Source organism: Burkholderia sp. BCC0397, from assembly GCF_902832865.1.
Classification (GTDB): Bacteria; Pseudomonadota; Gammaproteobacteria; order Burkholderiales; family Burkholderiaceae; genus Burkholderia.
In genome coordinates this window covers 686,648-704,019 of record NZ_CADFDL010000001.1, presented here as the reverse complement: position 1 = coordinate 704,019, position 17,372 = coordinate 686,648, and the positions used below count along the sequence as shown (strand labels likewise).

Below are 17,372 nucleotides of genomic sequence, written 5' to 3'. Positions count from 1 at the left end.
GGCGACGGCGCGTGCAGGGGCACCTGCAGCCCCGGCCGCACGGATTTCTGTTGCTTTTATTGTGTTGGGTCGCCCAGCGCGCGCTGCGTTGCGTCGCGCCGGGTCGCGGGTCCTGCGCTCAGGGCTTTTCGTCGTTCCTGAAGTACGACAGGTAGAGCATCCGTTGCCCGAGGCGCCGGAACGGCGCGAACGGGTGGCCGGGCAGCGGCGACGTGAAGATCGGCAGCGTCGGGCGTGCGCCCTTCCCCGCGATCTGCTCGGCGAGCCGGCGGCCGGCCTGCTGCGAATACGACACGCCGTTGCCGCCGTAGCCGAGCGCGTAGTACACGGATTGCCGCGGGTCGGGCTGGCACACGCGCGGCATCATGTCGTGGCTCACGTCGACCCAGCCCCACCACGCGTAATCGATCTCGACGCCGCGCAGCGCGGGAAACTTGCGCGCCATGCCTTCCTTCAGCAAATCGAGGTGGCGCGGGTTCGGCGCATCGTCGCCGGTGATCGCGCTGCGGCTGCCGATCTGCAGGCGGCGATCGGGCAGGAAACGGTAGTAGAAGCGCAGCGTGCGCGTGTCGGTCAGCACCTGCGTCGTGCGGAAGTTGCACGCGTCGATCTCGGCGTCGGTCAGCGGCCGCGTGACCATCGAATTCGACAGGATCGGCATCACCTTGCTGCGCAGCGACGGATGCAGCGTCTGCGCGGTGTACGCGCCGGTCGCGATGCCGACCGCGCGGGCCCGCACCACGCCGCCCGGCGTGCGCAGGTGATGCACGCCGTCGATCGTCTCGAAGCCGAGCACGGGGCTGCTCGTATGCACCTTCGCGCCGGCTTCGCGCGCGAGGCGCAGGTAGCCGAACGCGAGTTTCAGCGCATGGATGCCGATGCCTTCCGGCTCGTGCAGTGCGCCGGCCGCCTCGTGGTCGTCGATGAATTCGCGGCGGAACGTCTCCGCGCTCAGCAGTTCGGACGGATAGCCGAACACGTCCTTCCACACCTTCGCCTCGGCCGCGAGCTTCGCCATGATGCGCGGGCGGTGCGCGATCAGGAAATGGCCGCCCGGCTGCGGATCGCAGTCGATTTCCGACACGAGCGACTTGAAGTGCTCGAAGCCTTCGAGGATCTCGTCGTGCATCTTCAACGCGACGTCCTTGCCCCAGCGCTCGATCCATTGCGAGCGCGACAGCCGGCCCGACGCGTTCTGCCCCTGCCCGCCGTTGCGGCTGCTGCAGCCCCAGCTGGTGCGGTTGGCCTCGAGCACGACGGCCTTGATGCCGTGGTCCCGCGCGAGGCACAGCGCGGTCGCGAGGCCCGTGTAGCCGGCGCCGATGATCGCGACGTCGACATCGAGATCGCGCGTGACGGGGCCGTCGTCGGCCGGCGGGGTGCCGGCCGTCGCGACCCAGTAGGTCGGCGCGTACTGCTTGCCGCAGCCGGGGCCCGGCGACACGAGCGGATCGTAGGTCGGGTCGTAACGCGTATCGTTCGGCCGGCCGCCCGCGAAACCGCGCGTGGTGCGTTCGATGGAAGGGGTCGACATGGTCAGCCCTCCGATGCGGGCGTGCCGGTTGCGCCGCAACCGGCGCACGCGGCGATTCGACTGACTGATGCGGGGCGCGTGTCCGCCGCGCGGGCGGATGCTGCCGACTGCCTGTTGGTCATGCCTGTCTCCTGATCGTTCTCTTCGGGTCGATCGTGTGCAGATGCTTCCATGCGGCGATCTGTCGAGGAAAGTGTAGGCAGGCCGATTTACCGCAGGTAGGGCCAGTGGGCCGGATTCGCTTGGACCAGCGCGCGGGCCGGCGCGCGGGGCAACCGGTGGCACGCGGCAGGCGCGAACGCGAGGCCGCGGCGCCACCGTGCCGATACGCCCCCGCACACCGCCACCCGCCCGGCTCAGGCGTCACGTCACGTCGCGCGCACCGCGACGCCGGCCATGCCGCCGCGCTTCTCGATCGCCCGCGCGGACACGATCGACAGGAGTGCAGACAACATCACGTAAACCCCGACGAGCCACGGCGCGCCGCCGTTCGCACGCAGCAGCGCGGTCGCGACGATCGGCGTGAGGCCGCTCGCGAAGATGCCCGACACCTGGTAGACGAACGAAATGCCCGTGTAACGCACGTTCGCGTCGAACAGCTCCGCGAACAGCGCGGCCTCCGGCCCGTACGCCATCGCGTAGAAGATCCCGAACGGGATCACCAGCGCGAGCCACACGGCGAGCAGGTTCGTCGACTGCGTCTGCAGCAGCCAGAACGCGGGCAGCACCGATAGCCCGCACAGCGTCGCGCCCCACCGGTACACGCGCGCGCGGCCGAGCCGGTCCGACAGGCTGCCGAACACGGGGATGAACCCGCACATCACGACGGCCGCGCTCATCACGCCGAGCAGCGCGTCGCCGCGCGAGATCGACAGGTTGCGCGTCATGTAGCCGATCGAGAACACCGCGAACACGTTGAAGAACACGCCGTCGATATAACGCGCGCCCATCCCGAGCAGGATCGCCTGCCGGTAGTTGCCGAGCAGTTCGACCACCGGCAGCTTCGTGTCGCGCCGCTGGCGCTTGAGCGCGACGAATTCGGGCGTGTCGGCCACGCGCATGCGGATGTAGAAGCCGACCGCGACGAGCAGCAGCGACGCCGCGAACGCAACGCGCCAGCCCCACTCGAGAAACGCGGCGTCCGGCAGCGCGCGCGACAGCCCCGCGACGACGCCGGCCGCGAGACACAGCCCGATCGCGAGACCGATCTGCGGCAGGCTCGCATACAGCCCGCGCCGGTGCGGCGGCGCGTATTCGTACGCCATCAGCACCGCGCCGCCCCACTCGCCGCCGAGGCCGATACCCTGCAGCACGCGCAGCGTCAGCAGCAGCACGGGCGCCCACATGCCGATCTGCGCGTAGGTCGGCAGGAACGCGACGCCGGCCGTCGACACGCCCATGATCAGCATCGTCAGGATCAGCGCGGACTTGCGCCCGACGCGGTCGCCGAGATGGCCGAACAGCAAGCCGCCGAGCGGCCGCGTGACGAAGCCGACCGCGAACGTCGCATACGCGAGCATCGTCGACACGAACGCGTCGCCGGACGGAAAGTACTGCTTGTCGAACACGATGCCGGCGACCACGCCGTACAGGAAAAAGTCGTACCACTCGACGGTCGCGCCGATCACGCTGGCCGCGGCCACGCGTCGGACGACCCGGGAATCGATTGCCATGCGAGCTTCTCCAGGTAAGGATGCGCCGCAACCTGCCCCGACGCCGTGCCGGCGGGGGCATCGATGAGCGCGCGGCGGCCGTCCGGGCGCAGGAGCACGGGCCGCGCGGGCGCTTCGCGCTACGCGAGCGCCTCGGCGGCCGGCGCGACGCTGCGGCCGCGATCGGCCTCGCGCGCGTCCTCGAGAATCATGTCGGACGCCTTCTCGGCGACCATCACGACCGGCACGTTGGTATTGCCCGATACGAGCGTCGGCATGATCGAGCAGTCGACCACGCGCAAGCCCCGCGTGCCGTACACGCGCAGCCGCTCGTCGACGACCGCGAGCGGATCGCTCGCGACGCCCATTTTCGCGGTGCCGGACGGATGGAAGATCGTCTGTCCGTATTCGCGGCAGAATTCGAGCAGCTCGTCGTCCGTCTGCGCATCCGCGCCGGGCCGCACCTCGCGCTTCATCAGCGGCGCCATCGGCTCGGCGGCCGCGACACGGCGCGCGAAGCGCACGCCGGCCACCGTCGTCCGGCGGTCGCGCTCGGTGTCGAGATAGTTCGGCTGGATCGACGGCGCGTCGCGCGCATCGCCGGTGCGAATCCGTACGGTACCGCGCGATTCGGGCCGCAACTGGCAGATCGAATACGTGCAGCCGGGAAACGGATGCACGCTGCCGCCGGCCGAATCGGCCGACAGCGTCGAAAAATGGAACTGGATGTCGGGCGTCGCCGATTCGTCCGGCAACGCGCGGCAGAACATCCCGCCCTGGTTGATGCCGATCGCGAGCGGGCCGCCGCGGAACAGCGCCCATTGCAGCCCCATCTTCGCGCGGCCGACCCACGAATGCAGCTCGTCGTTGGTCGTGATCGGTTTCGTCACCTCGTAGATCAGCCGCACCTGCAGATGATCCTGCAGGTTCTCGCCGACGCCCTTCCGGTCGGCCACGACGGCAATCCCGTGCCGGTCCAGCAGCGCGGCCGGGCCCACGCCCGACACCTGAAGCAATTGCGGCGACTGCAGCGCGCCGGCCGCGAGGATCACCTCGCGCAGCGCGCGCACCTCATGCACCTTGCCGTGCTGCACGTAGCGCACGCCGGACGCCTGCGCGCCGTCGAACAGCACCTTCAGCGCCTGTGCGTCGGTCTCGATGTGCAGGTTCGGTCGCCCGCGCGCGGGCTTCAGGTACGCGACCGCGGTCGAGCAGCGCAAACCGTTGCGCGTCGTGAGCTGGTAATAGCCGACGCCTTCCTGATCGCCCGTGTTGAAATCGTCGACCGTCCGCACGCCGAGCCGGTTCGACGCGGCGACGAACGCATCGACGAGTTCGTGCCGCTGCCGGATCGCCGACGCCCACAGCGGGCCGCCGGTGCCGCGCGTCGGGCCTTCGCCGAGCGTGTTGTGTTCGAGCCGCCGGAAATACGGCAGGCATTCGCGCCAGCTCCAGCCGCGGTTGCCGAGCGCGGCCCAGTGGTCGTAATCCTGCTGCTGCCCGCGCACGTAGATCAGCCCGTTGATCGAGCTGCAACCGCCGAGCGTGCGGCCGCGCGGCCAGTACAGGCGGCGGTTGTGCATGTTCGGGTCGGGATCGGTGTGGAAGCCCCAGTTGTACACCGGGTGGAACATCGTCTTGCCATAACCGATCGGCACGTGGATCCACATGGACTTGTCGGCGGGGCCCGCCTCCAGCAGGCACACCGTATGGCGGCCGCCGTCGGACAGCCGGTTGGCGAGGACGCAACCGGCCGATCCCGCGCCGACCACGACATAGTCGAAGCTGCGTGTCATTCCGTGTCTCCGTTCCGGGGTATGAGAAAAATCCGGTATGTTTTGTCCAAATTTATTGAGCACACGGAACGCGTACAAGCCGATTTATTGTCCACGCGGTGAATGTGGTACAAAAACCGTTCAATTCGTTTCATTTCCCTCGCACACACCATCCCGGGACGCCCGCCGATCCCGACGGAGGAGACACATGCGCGACACCGCCCCCGCGCCGCCCGACGGCGCGCCCGCCGACGATGCGCGCGTGCTGCGCGCGCTCGCCGTGCTCGAAGCGCTCGCATCGGCCGGACAGCCGTACACGCTGTCGCAGCTCGCCGCACGGCTGCACATCCCGAAGGCGACGCTGCTGCGCCTGATCGAATCGCTCGAAACGCGCGGCTACGTGATCCACATGCCCGACTCGCGCGGCCACGACCGCGGCATCGCGCTCGGCCCGCGCGCCGCGCAGTTCGCGCTCGCGGCGCTGTCGAACAACACGTTCACGCGCGGCTGCCGGTCGGTGCTGCGCGCGCTCGTCGACGTGCTCGGCGAGACCTGCAACCTCACCGCGCTCGACGGCGACACGGTGCTGTACGTCGAACGTGTGGAGACGGCCGAGCCGCTGCGGCTCGAGATGCGGCCCGGCATGCGCGTGCCGCTGCATTGCACGGCGAGCGGCAAGCTGTTCCTGTCGCAGATGAATGCGCTCGAGCGCAACGCGCTGCTCGCGCGGCTCTCGCTGCAGAAGATGACCTACCGGACGCTGACCGATGCGCAATTGCTCGCGGCCGAGCTCGACCGGCTGGCCGCGCGCGGCGTCGGCATCGACAACGAGGAATTCGTACGGGGAATGGTGGCCGTCGCGGTGCCGGTGAAGGATGCCGCGAGCGGTCGCGTGCTCGCGGCGCTCGCCGTGCATGCGCCGACCGCGCGCGCGACGCTCAACGATCTGCTGGAGAACGTGCCGAAGATGCGCGACGCGGCCACGCGGCTCGCGCCGCTGTTGCATGCGGCCGACGGCGCGCCGCCGGGCTGATGCGGCCGCGCGCGTTCATGCATGGGCCGGCGGGGTGTCGCGCGCTATGCGTCCAGCGCGAGCAACGCGAACGTCGCGAGCCAGTGCTCGCCCATGTAGTCGCCGGCCACGTGTGCGAGTGCGCTCGCGAGATGCCGGTCGGCCGCATCGAGCAGCTTCGCGCGCCGCGCATCGCCTGCCGGCAGCGCGCCGGCCAGCGAACGCTGGCACCACGCACGGCTCAGATTCAGCCCGTCCAGATGCGCGATCTTGCCGTCGCTGCGGTCGCTGACGGTCGCCGGCTCGAACAGCGTCGCCGGCTCGCCGCGCGCGAGGTCGGGCAGGAAGCGCGCGAACCAGCCGTCGAATTCGGCGGCCGGCAGCACGCGCCGCATCAGTTCGGCTTCCATCAGCGCGGGCGACAGGAATTCGTCGCCCGACGGCTCCCACGCCTGGCATGCGACGTCGTTCAGGTGCCAGCGCTTCGCGGTATCGACGATCAGCGCGGCAAGCCCGTCGCGCTGCGTGTCGCGCGCGAAATCGAGCGCGAGCGCCAGCGCGAACGCGGTGTTGAAGTGCGTGCCGACGCGTAGCGGATAGGTGGCCTTCGGCAGGAAAGTCTCGAAGCGCGACACGAACAGGTCGGCCAGCGGCGCCATCGTCTTCGCCCAGCGCGCGGCCTGCGGCAGCGCGCCCTTCAGCGCGAGCCGCTCGAGCTGCGCGGCGAGCGCGAGCAGCCACGCCCAGCCGTACGGCCGCTCGAAGCCGCTGTTGTGCGGCCGCGCGAGATACGCACGCTCGCCGGCAACGTTCGCGTCGGTGAAATGCGCGTCGACGATCGCGACGATGCGCTCGGTCTCCGGCAATGCCGGGTAGCGTTCGAGCACGCGCAGCACGAGCCAGTAGCCATGCACGCACGAGTGCCAGTCGTAGCTGCCGTAGAAGATCGGATGCAGCGCGCGCGGCCCCTGCACGTCGTGCGGACCTTCGAGCGCATGCGTGAGCTTGTTCGGATATTCGCGGGTCAGGTGTGCGAGCGCGAGCGACGCGAATTTCGACGCGAGTTCGGGGGTGAGTCGGTCGGTCATGAGGATCTCGTCCATCGAGTCAGAAGCGGAATACGAACGCGTACATCAGCAGCGTGTTCACGGCCAGCAGCAGCACGGCCGTCGGCCACTGCGCCTTGATCACGCCGTTCTTGTCCTTCAGTTCGAGCAGCGCCGCGGGCACGATGTTGAAGTTCGCGGCCATCGGCGTCATCAGCGTACCGCAGAAGCCGCTCAGCATCCCGATCGCGCCCATGATCGCCGGATTGCCGTGGAACTGATGGACGATCAACGGCAGGCCGATGCCGGCCGTCATCACCGGAAACGCGGCGAAGCCGTTGCCCATGATCATCGTGAACAGCGCCATGCCGACCGTGTAGGCCGCGACCACCGCGAACGGCGAATCGATCGGCACCCACGCCTTCACGAGCCCCGACACCACGCCGCCGACGCCCGCGACCGCGAACAGCGCGCCGAGCGCCGCGAGCATCTGCGGCAGGATCGCGGCCCAGCCGACCGCATCCATCGTATGGCTCGCTTCCTTCAGCGCATGCACGGGCGAATCGCGCAGCATCGCGAGCGCGACGCCGAATGCGACGATCGTGCCGAGCACGAGCGAGATCAGCGTCACGCTCTTCGGCTCGACGAACGGCACGCGTTTCAGCGCGAACGTGCCGATCAGCGTGACGACCGGAATCAGCAGCGCGGGCAGGAACAACCGGTTGCCGAAGCGCTGCGCGCGCGTCTCGCGCCGCACGGCCGCCGCTTCGCCGGCCTCGTCGGACTGGCCGCGGCCGAGCTTGCCCGAACCGGCGATCAGCGCGAGCGCGATCGCGAGGCAGCCCATCACGAAATGCGGCAGCAGCGCGCCGAACAGGAACGTGACTGCGTAGATGGCCCAGAACGCGAAATTGACGACGCGCCGCGGGTTCGTGCGGTCCGTCAGGTTGAAGTACGCGAACGCGGCGAACATCAGCCCCGCGAGCGTGTACAGCGATTCGAGGCCGATCATCGCGCGCCCTCCTGCGTCACCAGGCCGAAGCCGCGCGCGAGCCGGCGGTCGAGCAGCGCGAGGCGCGTGCAGTGGATCAGCAGCGCGGCGATCGCGGTCGGGATCGCCCACACCGACAGGTGCAGCGGCTCGATGGAGATGCCGTTCTGTTCGAGAAAGCCCTTGATCAGCAGGATCGACTGGATCGCGATGAAGATGTCCTCGCCGAAGAACACGGCGACGTTGTCGGCGCCCGACGCATGCGCGCGGATCTGCTGGCGCACCGACTCCGGCAGCTCGCCGTGCCGGCCGACCGCGGCGGCCTCGGCCATCGGCGCGATCAGCGGCCGCACCATCTGCGCGTGGCCGCCAAGCGACGTGAGGCCGAGCGCGGCCGTCGCCTGGCGCAGCACGAAGTACAGCATCAGCACGCGGCCCGTGGTGGCCGCCTGCACACGCGAGATCATTCGCCTCGCCTGCTCCTTGAGCCCGTTGCGCTCGAGCAGCGCGATCACCGGCAGCGTGAGCCAGATCAGCCCCATGTAGCGGTTCTCGGTGAACGCCTTGCCGAACGCGCTGACGATGTCGACGAGATTCAGCCCGCCCGCCAGCCCCGTCGCGAGCCCCGCGATCGTGACCACCAGCAGCGCATTGAAGCGCAGCGCGAAGCCGATCACGACGATCGGCACCCCAATCAGCACCAGCATTTCCCCTCCTCGTGTCTGGGCGCGCGGCACGTCGGCCACGCGCTGCCGGCCCGGTTTGCATCGGGCTCGGACGGCGAAATCTAGCACGAGACTTTATCGATAAAAAGTCGACGATTCGCCGGTTCGGGTAAACGTTGAAGCCCGCTGGATACCGTGCACGCGCCGTGTGTCGGTCACATTTCATCGGACGAATCGGGCCGGCCGGCCCGCGCGCGTGGCGCGGCCCCGACCCGCCGACTACACTGAAAAGCATCGGCAACGTACGGGAGAGCCGCCATGATTGACGTATTCCAGACCATCGGCAGCCGCGCGTTCTCCGCTCATCTGGCGAAGGACGGGATGGTGACGCTGATGGAGCAACGCCAGGAGGTCGACCGCGTGACGCTCGCGACCGCTTATGCCGCGCTCGTCGAGGAAGCCGAGCAGGAAGGCGACCTGCTCGACGCGACGGTCGAAGGGATGATGCGCGCGCTGATCCAGGGCTACGCGCGCAGCCATTGACGGTGCGATGGCGCGTCCGCCGTGCGGCACGGTGCCCGGTACGGCCCGCTACGCGGCCGGCGTGCCCGCGCCCACGCCGAACCACCGGCCCTCGCGCAGTTGCCGGTAATCGGCCTGCGTGAAGAGCCTCAGCACGTTCGCCACCGCGCCGTTGCTGGCGCGATCGCGTTCCGTCATGAAGGCGTCGACCGCGTCGTGGCCGGCAAACAGGATCGTGCTGAAATAACGCTCGCGCTCCGCGTCGGGCAGGTTCGTCGCGCTCGACTGGTACGGATGGTGAAGCGCCGCGAACAGGAAGTAATAGCGCTCGGCATCGTCGCGCAGCACGCGCACCGCATCGGGTTCGACCGGAAAATCGCGGTAGAACGACGCGTGCCCGCTCTCGATGTCGATCCGGTACAGCAAACGGCCGTCCTGCTCGATCACGATCGGCGCGTACGGGTCGCGGCTGGCGAGTACGGTATCGGGCGCGGTCATCCGGTTCTCCCCTTTCTTTTTTGTCGACGCCGGCACGGTAACATGCGGACTTTTGCGGCCTGTCCGGACAGCATCGGCTGGCCCGCTTGCAGGCAATGCGGCCCGGTCATAGAGGAAACGCACTGAAACGGCATCATGCGCACATTTTTCGATTGCCGCCGCCCGCGCTGCATGACAGCATTCGGGCGTCGTCAACCGAAAAGAATGCCGCGCCGTCCGGCCGCCGATGCCGCCCGGCCGCGCCGAACAGGCTGCCCTCTCCATGAACCCGGCCCAGCTCCAACAACACTACGAACCGACCGGAGAATTCCGCTTGTGAACATCGGCATCGTCAACGACCTCCCGCTTGCCGTCGAGGCGATGCGCCGCGCGATCGCGCGACGGCCCGAGCACCGCGTGCTGTGGGTCGCGACCGACGGCGCGCAGGCCGTCGAACTGTGCGCCGCGCAGCCGCCCGACATCGTGCTGATGGATCTGATCATGCCGAAATTCGACGGGATCGAAGCGACGCGGCGGATCATGCGTTCCGAACGACCGTGCGCGATCCTGATCGTGACGAGTTGCATCGGCGCGAACGCGTGGCGCGTGTTCGAGGCGATGGGCGCCGGTGCGCTCGACGCGGTCGACACGCCGCGGCTCGGCGACGGCGCCGCCGGCGACACGACGAAACTCCTGCTCGCGAAGATCGACCAGATCGGCCGCCTGCTCGACGCGCCGGGCGGCACGCGCGTCGCCGGCGCGGCCGCGCGCGGCGGCGGCCCGCTGATTGCGATTGGCGCATCGGCCGGCGGCCCCGGCGCGCTCGCGTCGATCCTCGGCAGCCTGCCGGCCGATTTCAATGCGCCGATCGTGATCGTGCAGCACGTCGATCGCGCGTTCGCCGAAGGCATGGCGCAATGGCTCGACGGCCAGACCCGGATCGCCGTGCGCGTCGCGCGCGAAGGCGACCGTCCGCAGCCGGGCGTCGCGCTGCTCGCCGCGACCGACGATCACCTGCGCATCACGCGCGCCGGCACGCTCGAATACACGCGGGAACCGGCCGCCACGCCGTATCGTCCGTCGGTCGACGTGTTCTTCAACAGCCTGACCGAGCACTGGCCCGGCCGTGTGATCGGCGTCCTGCTCACGGGGATGGGGCGCGACGGCGCGATCGGCCTGAAGGCGCTGCGGATGAAGGGCTACCATACGATCGCGCAGGACGAGGCGACCAGCGCCGTGTACGGGATGCCGAAGGCGGCCGCGACGCTCGGCGCGGCGCGCGCGATCCTGCCGCTCGGGCGCATCGCGGGCGAGCTGGCGGCGCTCGCGCGGATCTGAGCCCGACGATGACCGCGCGCGACACCCATGCCTGCCCCTGCAACGACCGCAACGATCGCAACGCCCCGCCTCGACCATGACGATTGACCTGACTCGCCCGCCAGGCAGCCCGACCGCGTCGCCCGCCGACACGCCGGCGATGGTGTTGCTGGTCGACGACCAGACGATCGTCGCGGAAGCCGTGCGGCGCGCGCTCGTCGACGAGGAAGGCATCGACTTCCACTACTGCCCGCGCTCGGACGACGCGATGGCCACCGCGATCGAGACGCGCCCGACCGTGATCCTGCAGGATCTCGTGATGCCGGGCATCGACGGGCTGAGCCTCGTGCGGGCGTACCGCGCGAATCCGGCGACGCGCGACGTGCCGATCATCGTGCTGTCGACGCAGGAAGAACCGGTGATCAAGAGCGCCGCGTTCGCGTCCGGCGCGAACGACTACCTGGTCAAGCTGCCCGATCGCATCGAGCTCATCGCGCGTATCCGCTACCACTCGCGCTCGTACATGAACCTGCTGCAGCGCGACGAAGCCTATCGCGCGCTGCGGCAGTCGCAACAGCAACTGCTCGAAGCCAATCTCGAACTGCGGCGCCTCACGCACTCCGACGGCCTGACCGGGCTGTCGAACCGGCGCTATCTCGACGAATACCTGGCCGCCGAATGGCGGCGCGGCACGCGCGAGCGCAGCGAGCTGTCGCTGCTGATGATCGACGTCGACAACTTCAAGCTGTACAACGACACGTACGGGCACGTGTCGGGCGACAGCGTGCTCAAGCAGATCGCGTCGACGATCGAACGCTGCCTCGGGCAGTCGGGCGATCTCGCCGCGCGCTTCGGCGGCGAGGAATTCGCGGTCGTGATGCCGGCCACGTCGCCGGGCGCCGCGCGGCTGCTCGGCGAGAAGATCCGGCTCGCGGTCGAGGCGCTACGACTGCGGCACGCGCATTCGTCGACGGGCAACCACACCGTGACGATCAGCATCGGCGGCGCGAGCATCGTGCCCGCGCCCGGCCTGCCGACGACCGTCCTGATCGAGGCGGCCGACCGCGCGCTCTATCGCGCGAAGCACGCAGGCAAGAACCGGGTCGAGATCGATCCGTCGTCGCCGCCGCCGGGCACCGGCGGGTTCGACGCGCGCTAGCGGGTACCACCAGCGAGCGCGCTGCGCTCAGGCTGCGCCGAGCCGGCGCGCGTAGTCGTTCGCGTCCAGCGGGCGGCTGAACAGATAGCCCTGCTGCATGTCGCAGCCGATCTGCTGCAGGAACCACGACTGCGCCTGCGTCTCGACGCCTTCGGCCGTGACCTTCATCCCGAGCGAATGCGCCATCGCGACGACCGCCTGCGTGATCGCGACCGAGTCGTGATGATCGGGCACGCCCGACACGAACGAGCGGTCGACCTTCAGGTTGTGCAGCGGAAAGCGCTTCAGGTACGCGAGCGACGAATAGCCGGTGCCGAAATCGTCGACCGAGATCCGCACGTTCATGTCCGTGAGCGCTTCGAGCATCGGCAGCACGGTATCCGTGTCGTTCATCAGCACGCCTTCGGTGATCTCCAGTTCGAGCGCGGACGGGTCGAGCCGCGTTTGCGCGAGACAGCGGGCGACCGATTCGACGAGCCCTTCGTGAAACTGCCGCGGCGACAGGTTGACGGCCAGCATCAGGTCCGGCGCGATCGTGCGGCGCCACTCGGCCGCCTGCCGGCACGCGGTTTCGAGCACCCACTGGCCGATCGCGACGATCAGCCCCGTGTCTTCCGCGACCGGAATGAATTCCGCCGGCGACATCGGCCCGAGCTCGGGGCTCGTCCAGCGCAGCAGCGCCTCGGCGCCGACCGTGCGGCCGCTGCGCGCATCGACGACGGGCTGATACGCGAGCCGCAGCATGTCCGACGTGAGCGCGCGCCGCAGCGACTGCTCGATCGCGAAGCGGCGCTGCAGCCGCAGGTTGAGCTGCGCGGTGAAGAACGTGAAGTGGTTGCGGCCGCGCTGCTTCGCGTCGTACATCGCCGAATCGGCGTTGCGCATCAGCGTCACGGCATCGTCGCCGTCGCGCGGCGCGACGCTGATGCCGATCGATACGCCGAGCCAGTATTCGTTGTTCGCGATCGCGAACGGCTTCGCGATCGCCTCGATGACCTCGCGCGCGAGCACCGCGAGACGGTCGGGATCGTCGCAGTCGTCGACGAGGATCACGAACTCGTCGCCGCCGACGCGCGTGAGCGCGTAGCGGCCGTCCGCACAGGCCGCGAGCCGCGCCGCGACGCTGCGCAGCAGCGCATCGCCCGCGTCGTGGCCGGCCGTGTCGTTGACCTTCTTGAAGCCGACCAGATCGATGAACAGGATCGCGACGCGCGCGGGCCCGGCCGCCGCGTCGTGCATGCCGAACAGCTCGCGCATGCGGTCGCCGAGCCAGCGGCGGTTGTAGAGGCCCGTCAGCGCGTCGCGGGTCGCAAGATAGCGCAACTGCTGCTGCGCTTCGCGCACGGGGCCGATGTCGTTGAACGACACGAGCACCGAGTCGGCCTGCGTCTCGCCCGGCCGCACGATCGGCACCGCGTTGCCGCGCACCCAGATGATGTCGCCGTCCGCGAGACCGAAGCCGACCGTGTAGTCGAGCATCGGCGTGGCCGTCTCGAACGCGCGCAGGCTCGGCCAGTCGCGCAGCGCGATCGGCGTGCCGTCCTCGCGCAGCTTGCGCAGGATCACCGTCGACAGCCGGCGGCCGACGAGCTCGCCCTTCACGCGCATCATCCGGTTCGCGCTCGGATTGCTCGCGATCACGACGCCCTCGCGCGATATGACGAGGATGCCCTCGCTCAGGCTGTTCACGACGAGCCGATGATGTTCCTCGCTGCGCGCGAGTTGCCGCGCGATCCGGTCCTGGTGCACCGCGAGGCCGACGCTGTTGCCGATATCGCGCAACAGTGCGGTTTCCTCGCCGCTCGGGCGGCACGGCCGGTGGTGATAGACGGCGAACGCGCCGAGCACGATGCCCGCCTCGTCGAGGAACGGCACCGACCAGCACGCGCGCAAGCCCAGCGGCAACGCGATGGCGCGGTAGTCGGCCCACAGCGGATCGGTTTCGATGTCCTCGACGGCGATCATCCGGCGCTCGTACATCGCGGTGCCGCACGAGCCGGCCGCGGGGCCGATCGTCGCGCCGTCGATCGCCGCGCTGTACTGCGCGGGCAGCGACGGCGCCGCGCCGACGCGCACGTGCACGCCGTCCGGATCGAGCAGCAGGATCGTGCACGACGCGCCGTCGCCGAGCAAAGCCTCGGCACGCCGGCAAACTTCGACCAACAGTTCCGGCAGCGGCGTGTTGCGTGTGATCAGCCTCAGTACGCTCTGCTCGGATGCGAGCACTTCCGCGGCGAGCCCGAGGCTGTAGCGAGAACTTTGCGGTTCGGTATTCAAGCTGAATCCTGCCGTCTGTCCGACCGGGTCTGATGCGCCCGATTCGTTATCGATATTTCGTGCCTGTCCCGCCCCGGGTTTACGCCGATGCCCGGTGCGCCCCGTTTGCGCGCCGTGCCAGGGTGCGTCGAAATGTATTTAACACCAATCCGTGACGATCGGATACCTGCTTCCATCAGGGGATACGCTCGGTTGCCGCGCGGCTCGCGGGTGGCGGCCGGTGCGACGACGGGTTGCTGCGCTGCACGACGGTGCGGGCGCGCCGCCCGTCAGTCCTTCCGGATGTGCTCGACCAGGAAATCGATCAGCAGGCGCACGCGCGGCAGCAACCCGCGCCGCGACGGAAACACCGCGTGCACCACGCCGCCCTTCGGCGCCCAGCCGGGCAGCACGTCGACCAGCGTGCCGTTGCGCAGGTCGTCCTCGACGACCATGCACGGCAGTTGCACGATGCCGACGCCATGAATCGCCGCATCGCGCAGCGCGTGCATGTCGTCGGTCACGAAGCGCGGGTGGTGACGCAACTGCGCATGCTCGCCGTTCGGCCCGACCAGCTGCCACACGTGATGCCGCGCCGGCCCCCAGTCGAGGCTCGGCGCGCCGATCAGCTCGGCCGGATCCGACGGCGCGGTGCGCCCGGCCAGCCACTGCGGCGCGGCCACCAGCCGCTGCGGGCTGTCGGCGAGCACGCGCATCACGAGATCGCTGTCCTCCAGCGGCGGGAAGCGCACGCGCAGCGCCAGGTCGAATCCTTCGCTCAACAGGTCGACGCGGCGATTCGTCGCCTCGAGGTGCACGTGCACCAGCGGATGAATCGCCATGAAACGTGCAACGAGTTCGCTCACGCGGTATTCGAGCAACGCGGTCGGGCAGCTCACGCGCACGATGCCGCGCGGCTCGGCGTGCCGGCGCTCGATCACCTCGCGCGCGGCGTCGGCCTCGACCAGCACGGCGAGACAGCGCTCGTAGAATTCGCGCCCGGTTTCCGTGACCGTGAAATGGCGCGTCGTGCGCTGCAACAGCCGCACGTCGTACCGCGCTTCCAGCGCCGCGATGCGCCGGCTCAGCGTCGATTTCGGCACGTCCAGCGCGCGCCCGGCCTGCGTGAACCCGCCATGTTCGACCACCTTCACGAAATAGTAGAGGTCGTTCAGGTCATCCATGATTGTTCCACCCATAGAACACTGACGGCATTTTAAGGGACTGGAACGCTGGTTGTTGCACGCATAGCATCCTGTTTCGACATGTCCCTTCACATTCCTGCACTCTCTCTGGAGGCAACCATGGCAAGCGAACCGATTCGCGACCCCGCGAACGACCACCTGCTCACCCCGCAGAACGCCGCGTTCATCGTCATCGATTACCAGCCGGTCCAGGTGAATTCCATCGCGTCGATGGATCGCCAACTGCTGGTCAACAACATCGTCGGCGCATCGAAGGCGGCGGTTGCGTACGACCTCCCGATCGTCCACTCGACCGTCAACGTGAAGACGGGGCTGAACAAGCCGCCGATCCCGCCGCTGCGCGCGGCGCTCGAAGGCTATCCGACCTACGACCGCACGAGCATCAACTCGTGGGAAGACGTCGAGTTCCGCCAGGCCGTCGAGGCGACCGGCCGCAAGAAACTGATCATGACCGCGCTGTGGACCGAAGCGTGCCTGACGTTCCCGGCGCTCGACGCGCTGAAGGCCGGCTACGAGGTGTACGTGGTCGTCGATGCGGTCGGCGGCACGTCGGTCGCCGCGCACGAAGCCGCGCTGCGCCGCATCGAGCAGGCCGGCGGCCGGATGATCAGCGTCGCGCAACTGTTCTGCGAATTGCAGCGCGACTGGGCGCGCAGCGCTACCGTGCCCGCGTTCGTGAACCTGTTCATCGAAACCGGCGGCACGGCCGGCATCCAGTTCTCGTACGACAAGAGCTGACCGGCCCGGCGCGCGCGGCGGCCGGCGCTGTCGTCCGGCCGGTATCGCGCGCCCTCGCCCCGCTCGCTGGCTCCGGTGCGACCGGCGCGCGAGCCACGCATCGCGGCCTCCCGGGCCGCGTTTTCGTATCCGTGATTCAATGTCGATCGAACCGGCGTCGCGCCATCCAGCGGCACGGCGATGTGAACCCTCATCGAACGACCTTCACTAGATCACCATGACGAACCCTGCCGAAATCAAGGCGCTCGTTTTCGATGTCTTCGGAACGATCGTCGACTGGAGAAGCGGTGTCGCACGCGGCGCCGCCGCATTCCTGGCGCGCCACGCGCCGACGCTCGACCCGTTCGCGTTCGCCGATGCGTGGCGCGACGAATATTCGCCGTCGATGGAAGAAATCCGCAGCGGACGCCGCCGTTACGTGCGGCTCGACGTGCTGCATCGCGAGAACCTCGTCCGCACGCTCGACCGTTTCGGGATCGTCGACGTGCCCGATGCCGACATCGACGCGCTCAATCTCGCGTGGCACCGGCTCGATCCGTGGCCCGATGCCGTCGCCGGGTTGCAGCGGCTGAAGCGGCGCTACATCATCGCGCCGCTGTCGAACGGCAATATCCGGCTGATGGTCGACGTCGCGAAACACGGCGGGCTGCCGTGGGACGCGATTCTCGGCGCCGAGGTGGCCCGCGCGTACAAGCCGTCGCCGGCGGTCTATACCGAAGCGGTCGAGATTCTCGGCCTCGCGCCGGCCGAGCTGTGCCTGGTCGCCGCGCACAACGGCGATCTTGCGGCCGCGCGCCGGCTCGGGCTGTCGACCGCGTTCGTGCTGCGGCCGACCGAGCACGGGCCCGGCCAGACGACCGACCTGCAAGCCGACGATGCGTGGGATTTCGACGTCAGGGACCTGAACGAGCTCGCGGATCGGCTCGAGTGCCCGGGTTGAGCGTCGGGTTCCGGTACGCGATCGCGGTTCGGCCGGCCGCGATGCAGCGCCGGCGGAACGGCGCGTCGGGCATCAACGCAGAC

General features: G+C 69.0%; 15 protein-coding genes. 6 read left to right on the top strand and 9 right to left on the bottom strand.

The window, feature by feature from the left end; translation table 11 throughout:
* Positions 1–118: 118 nt before the first annotated feature.
* The 3 genes from HWX03_RS03245 to HWX03_RS03235 form a co-directional block, all read right to left on the bottom strand.
* Positions 119–1,534 carry an FAD-binding oxidoreductase gene (locus HWX03_RS03245; RefSeq protein WP_175870218.1) on the bottom strand — a complete coding sequence of 472 codons (1,416 nt, stop codon included), beginning with the start codon at positions 1,532–1,534 and terminating at the stop codon, positions 119–121.
* 368 nt (positions 1,535–1,902) lie between these two features.
* Positions 1,903–3,207 (bottom strand): MFS transporter, encoded by a 1,305-nt coding sequence (locus HWX03_RS03240; protein WP_175870217.1) that lies wholly within the window; start codon positions 3,205–3,207, stop codon positions 1,903–1,905.
* Positions 3,208–3,326: 119 nt separating this feature from the next.
* A complete protein-coding gene (locus HWX03_RS03235) occupies positions 3,327–4,982 on the bottom strand; it encodes a choline dehydrogenase (RefSeq protein WP_175870216.1) in 1,656 nt (551 codons plus the stop codon).
* A gap of 187 nt (positions 4,983–5,169) precedes the next feature.
* On the opposite strand from HWX03_RS03235, the gene HWX03_RS03230 reads away from it, so the two are divergent.
* Positions 5,170–5,994, top strand: coding sequence for an IclR family transcriptional regulator (locus tag HWX03_RS03230; RefSeq protein WP_175870215.1), 825 nt, complete (start codon positions 5,170–5,172; stop codon positions 5,992–5,994).
* Between the two features lie 44 nt (positions 5,995–6,038).
* On the opposite strand, the gene HWX03_RS03225 is transcribed toward HWX03_RS03230, so the two are convergent.
* From HWX03_RS03225 to HWX03_RS03215, 3 genes are read right to left on the bottom strand one after another with little or no spacing between them, the layout of a single operon-like run.
* Positions 6,039–7,061, bottom strand: a complete 1,023-nt coding sequence (locus HWX03_RS03225) for a DUF2891 domain-containing protein (protein WP_175870214.1) — start codon at positions 7,059–7,061, stop codon at positions 6,039–6,041.
* Between the two features lie 19 nt (positions 7,062–7,080).
* Positions 7,081–8,031 carry a DUF979 domain-containing protein gene (locus HWX03_RS03220; protein ID WP_175870213.1) on the bottom strand — a complete coding sequence of 317 codons (951 nt, stop codon included), beginning with the start codon at positions 8,029–8,031 and terminating at the stop codon, positions 7,081–7,083.
* Complete coding sequence (locus HWX03_RS03215) at positions 8,028–8,717, bottom strand: DUF969 domain-containing protein (RefSeq protein ID WP_174433898.1); 690 nt, start codon at positions 8,715–8,717, stop codon at positions 8,028–8,030. The genes HWX03_RS03220 and HWX03_RS03215 overlap by 4 nt, the downstream gene beginning before the upstream one ends.
* A gap of 276 nt (positions 8,718–8,993) precedes the next feature.
* On the opposite strand from HWX03_RS03215, the gene HWX03_RS03210 reads away from it, so the two are divergent.
* Positions 8,994–9,218 (top strand): hypothetical protein, encoded by a 225-nt coding sequence (locus HWX03_RS03210; protein ID WP_060263547.1) that lies wholly within the window; start codon positions 8,994–8,996, stop codon positions 9,216–9,218.
* Positions 9,219–9,266: 48 nt separating this feature from the next.
* On the opposite strand, the gene HWX03_RS03205 is transcribed toward HWX03_RS03210, so the two are convergent.
* Positions 9,267–9,695 carry a hypothetical protein gene (locus tag HWX03_RS03205; protein ID WP_175870212.1) on the bottom strand — a complete coding sequence of 143 codons (429 nt, stop codon included), beginning with the start codon at positions 9,693–9,695 and terminating at the stop codon, positions 9,267–9,269.
* 315 nt (positions 9,696–10,010) lie between these two features.
* Between HWX03_RS03205 and HWX03_RS03200 the strand changes: the two genes are divergently transcribed.
* Positions 10,011–11,012 carry a chemotaxis response regulator protein-glutamate methylesterase gene (locus HWX03_RS03200; protein WP_175819321.1) on the top strand — a complete coding sequence of 334 codons (1,002 nt, stop codon included), beginning with the start codon at positions 10,011–10,013 and terminating at the stop codon, positions 11,010–11,012.
* A gap of 76 nt (positions 11,013–11,088) precedes the next feature.
* Complete coding sequence (locus HWX03_RS03195) at positions 11,089–12,150, top strand: diguanylate cyclase (RefSeq protein ID WP_175819320.1); 1,062 nt, start codon at positions 11,089–11,091, stop codon at positions 12,148–12,150.
* Between the two features lie 27 nt (positions 12,151–12,177).
* On the opposite strand, the gene HWX03_RS03190 is transcribed toward HWX03_RS03195, so the two are convergent.
* Together HWX03_RS03190 and HWX03_RS03185 are read right to left on the bottom strand one after the other, a co-directional pair.
* Positions 12,178–14,427, bottom strand: coding sequence for an EAL domain-containing protein (locus tag HWX03_RS03190; RefSeq protein ID WP_175870211.1), 2,250 nt, complete (start codon positions 14,425–14,427; stop codon positions 12,178–12,180).
* Positions 14,428–14,696: 269 nt separating this feature from the next.
* Positions 14,697–15,590, bottom strand: a complete 894-nt coding sequence (locus HWX03_RS03185; RefSeq protein WP_175870210.1) for a LysR substrate-binding domain-containing protein — start codon at positions 15,588–15,590, stop codon at positions 14,697–14,699.
* Positions 15,591–15,710: 120 nt separating this feature from the next.
* Between HWX03_RS03185 and HWX03_RS03180 the strand changes: the two genes are divergently transcribed.
* Positions 15,711–16,349: a hydrolase gene (locus HWX03_RS03180; protein WP_175870209.1), complete on the top strand. Its 639-nt coding sequence runs from the start codon at positions 15,711–15,713 to the stop codon at positions 16,347–16,349.
* A 217-nt stretch (positions 16,350–16,566) separates the two neighbouring features.
* Entirely contained in the window at positions 16,567–17,289 is a 723-nt protein-coding gene (locus HWX03_RS03175) for a haloacid dehalogenase type II (protein ID WP_175870208.1), read from the top strand.
* Positions 17,290–17,372 lie beyond the last annotated feature (83 nt).

Excerpts from the sequence above, each read along its gene's own strand:
- HWX03_RS03245 (WP_175870218.1), bottom strand. The coding sequence starts at position 1,534 with ATGTCGACCCCTTCCATCGAACGCACCACGCGCGGTTTCGCGGGCGGC.
- HWX03_RS03240 (WP_175870217.1), bottom strand. The coding sequence starts at position 3,207 with ATGGCAATCGATTCCCGGGTCGTCCGACGCGTGGCCGCGGCCAGCGTG.
- HWX03_RS03235 (WP_175870216.1), bottom strand. The coding sequence starts at position 4,982 with ATGACACGCAGCTTCGACTATGTCGTGGTCGGCGCGGGATCGGCCGGT.
- HWX03_RS03230 (WP_175870215.1), top strand. The coding sequence starts at position 5,170 with ATGCGCGACACCGCCCCCGCGCCGCCCGACGGCGCGCCCGCCGACGAT.
- HWX03_RS03225 (WP_175870214.1), bottom strand. The coding sequence starts at position 7,061 with ATGACCGACCGACTCACCCCCGAACTCGCGTCGAAATTCGCGTCGCTC.
- HWX03_RS03220 (WP_175870213.1), bottom strand. The coding sequence starts at position 8,031 with ATGATCGGCCTCGAATCGCTGTACACGCTCGCGGGGCTGATGTTCGCC.
- HWX03_RS03215 (WP_174433898.1), bottom strand. The coding sequence starts at position 8,717 with ATGCTGGTGCTGATTGGGGTGCCGATCGTCGTGATCGGCTTCGCGCTG.
- HWX03_RS03210 (WP_060263547.1), top strand. The coding sequence starts at position 8,994 with ATGATTGACGTATTCCAGACCATCGGCAGCCGCGCGTTCTCCGCTCAT.
- HWX03_RS03205 (WP_175870212.1), bottom strand. The coding sequence starts at position 9,695 with ATGACCGCGCCCGATACCGTACTCGCCAGCCGCGACCCGTACGCGCCG.
- HWX03_RS03195 (WP_175819320.1), top strand. The coding sequence starts at position 11,089 with ATGACGATTGACCTGACTCGCCCGCCAGGCAGCCCGACCGCGTCGCCC.
- HWX03_RS03185 (WP_175870210.1), bottom strand. The coding sequence starts at position 15,590 with ATGGATGACCTGAACGACCTCTACTATTTCGTGAAGGTGGTCGAACAT.
- HWX03_RS03180 (WP_175870209.1), top strand. The coding sequence starts at position 15,711 with ATGGCAAGCGAACCGATTCGCGACCCCGCGAACGACCACCTGCTCACC.
- HWX03_RS03175 (WP_175870208.1), top strand. The coding sequence starts at position 16,567 with ATGACGAACCCTGCCGAAATCAAGGCGCTCGTTTTCGATGTCTTCGGA.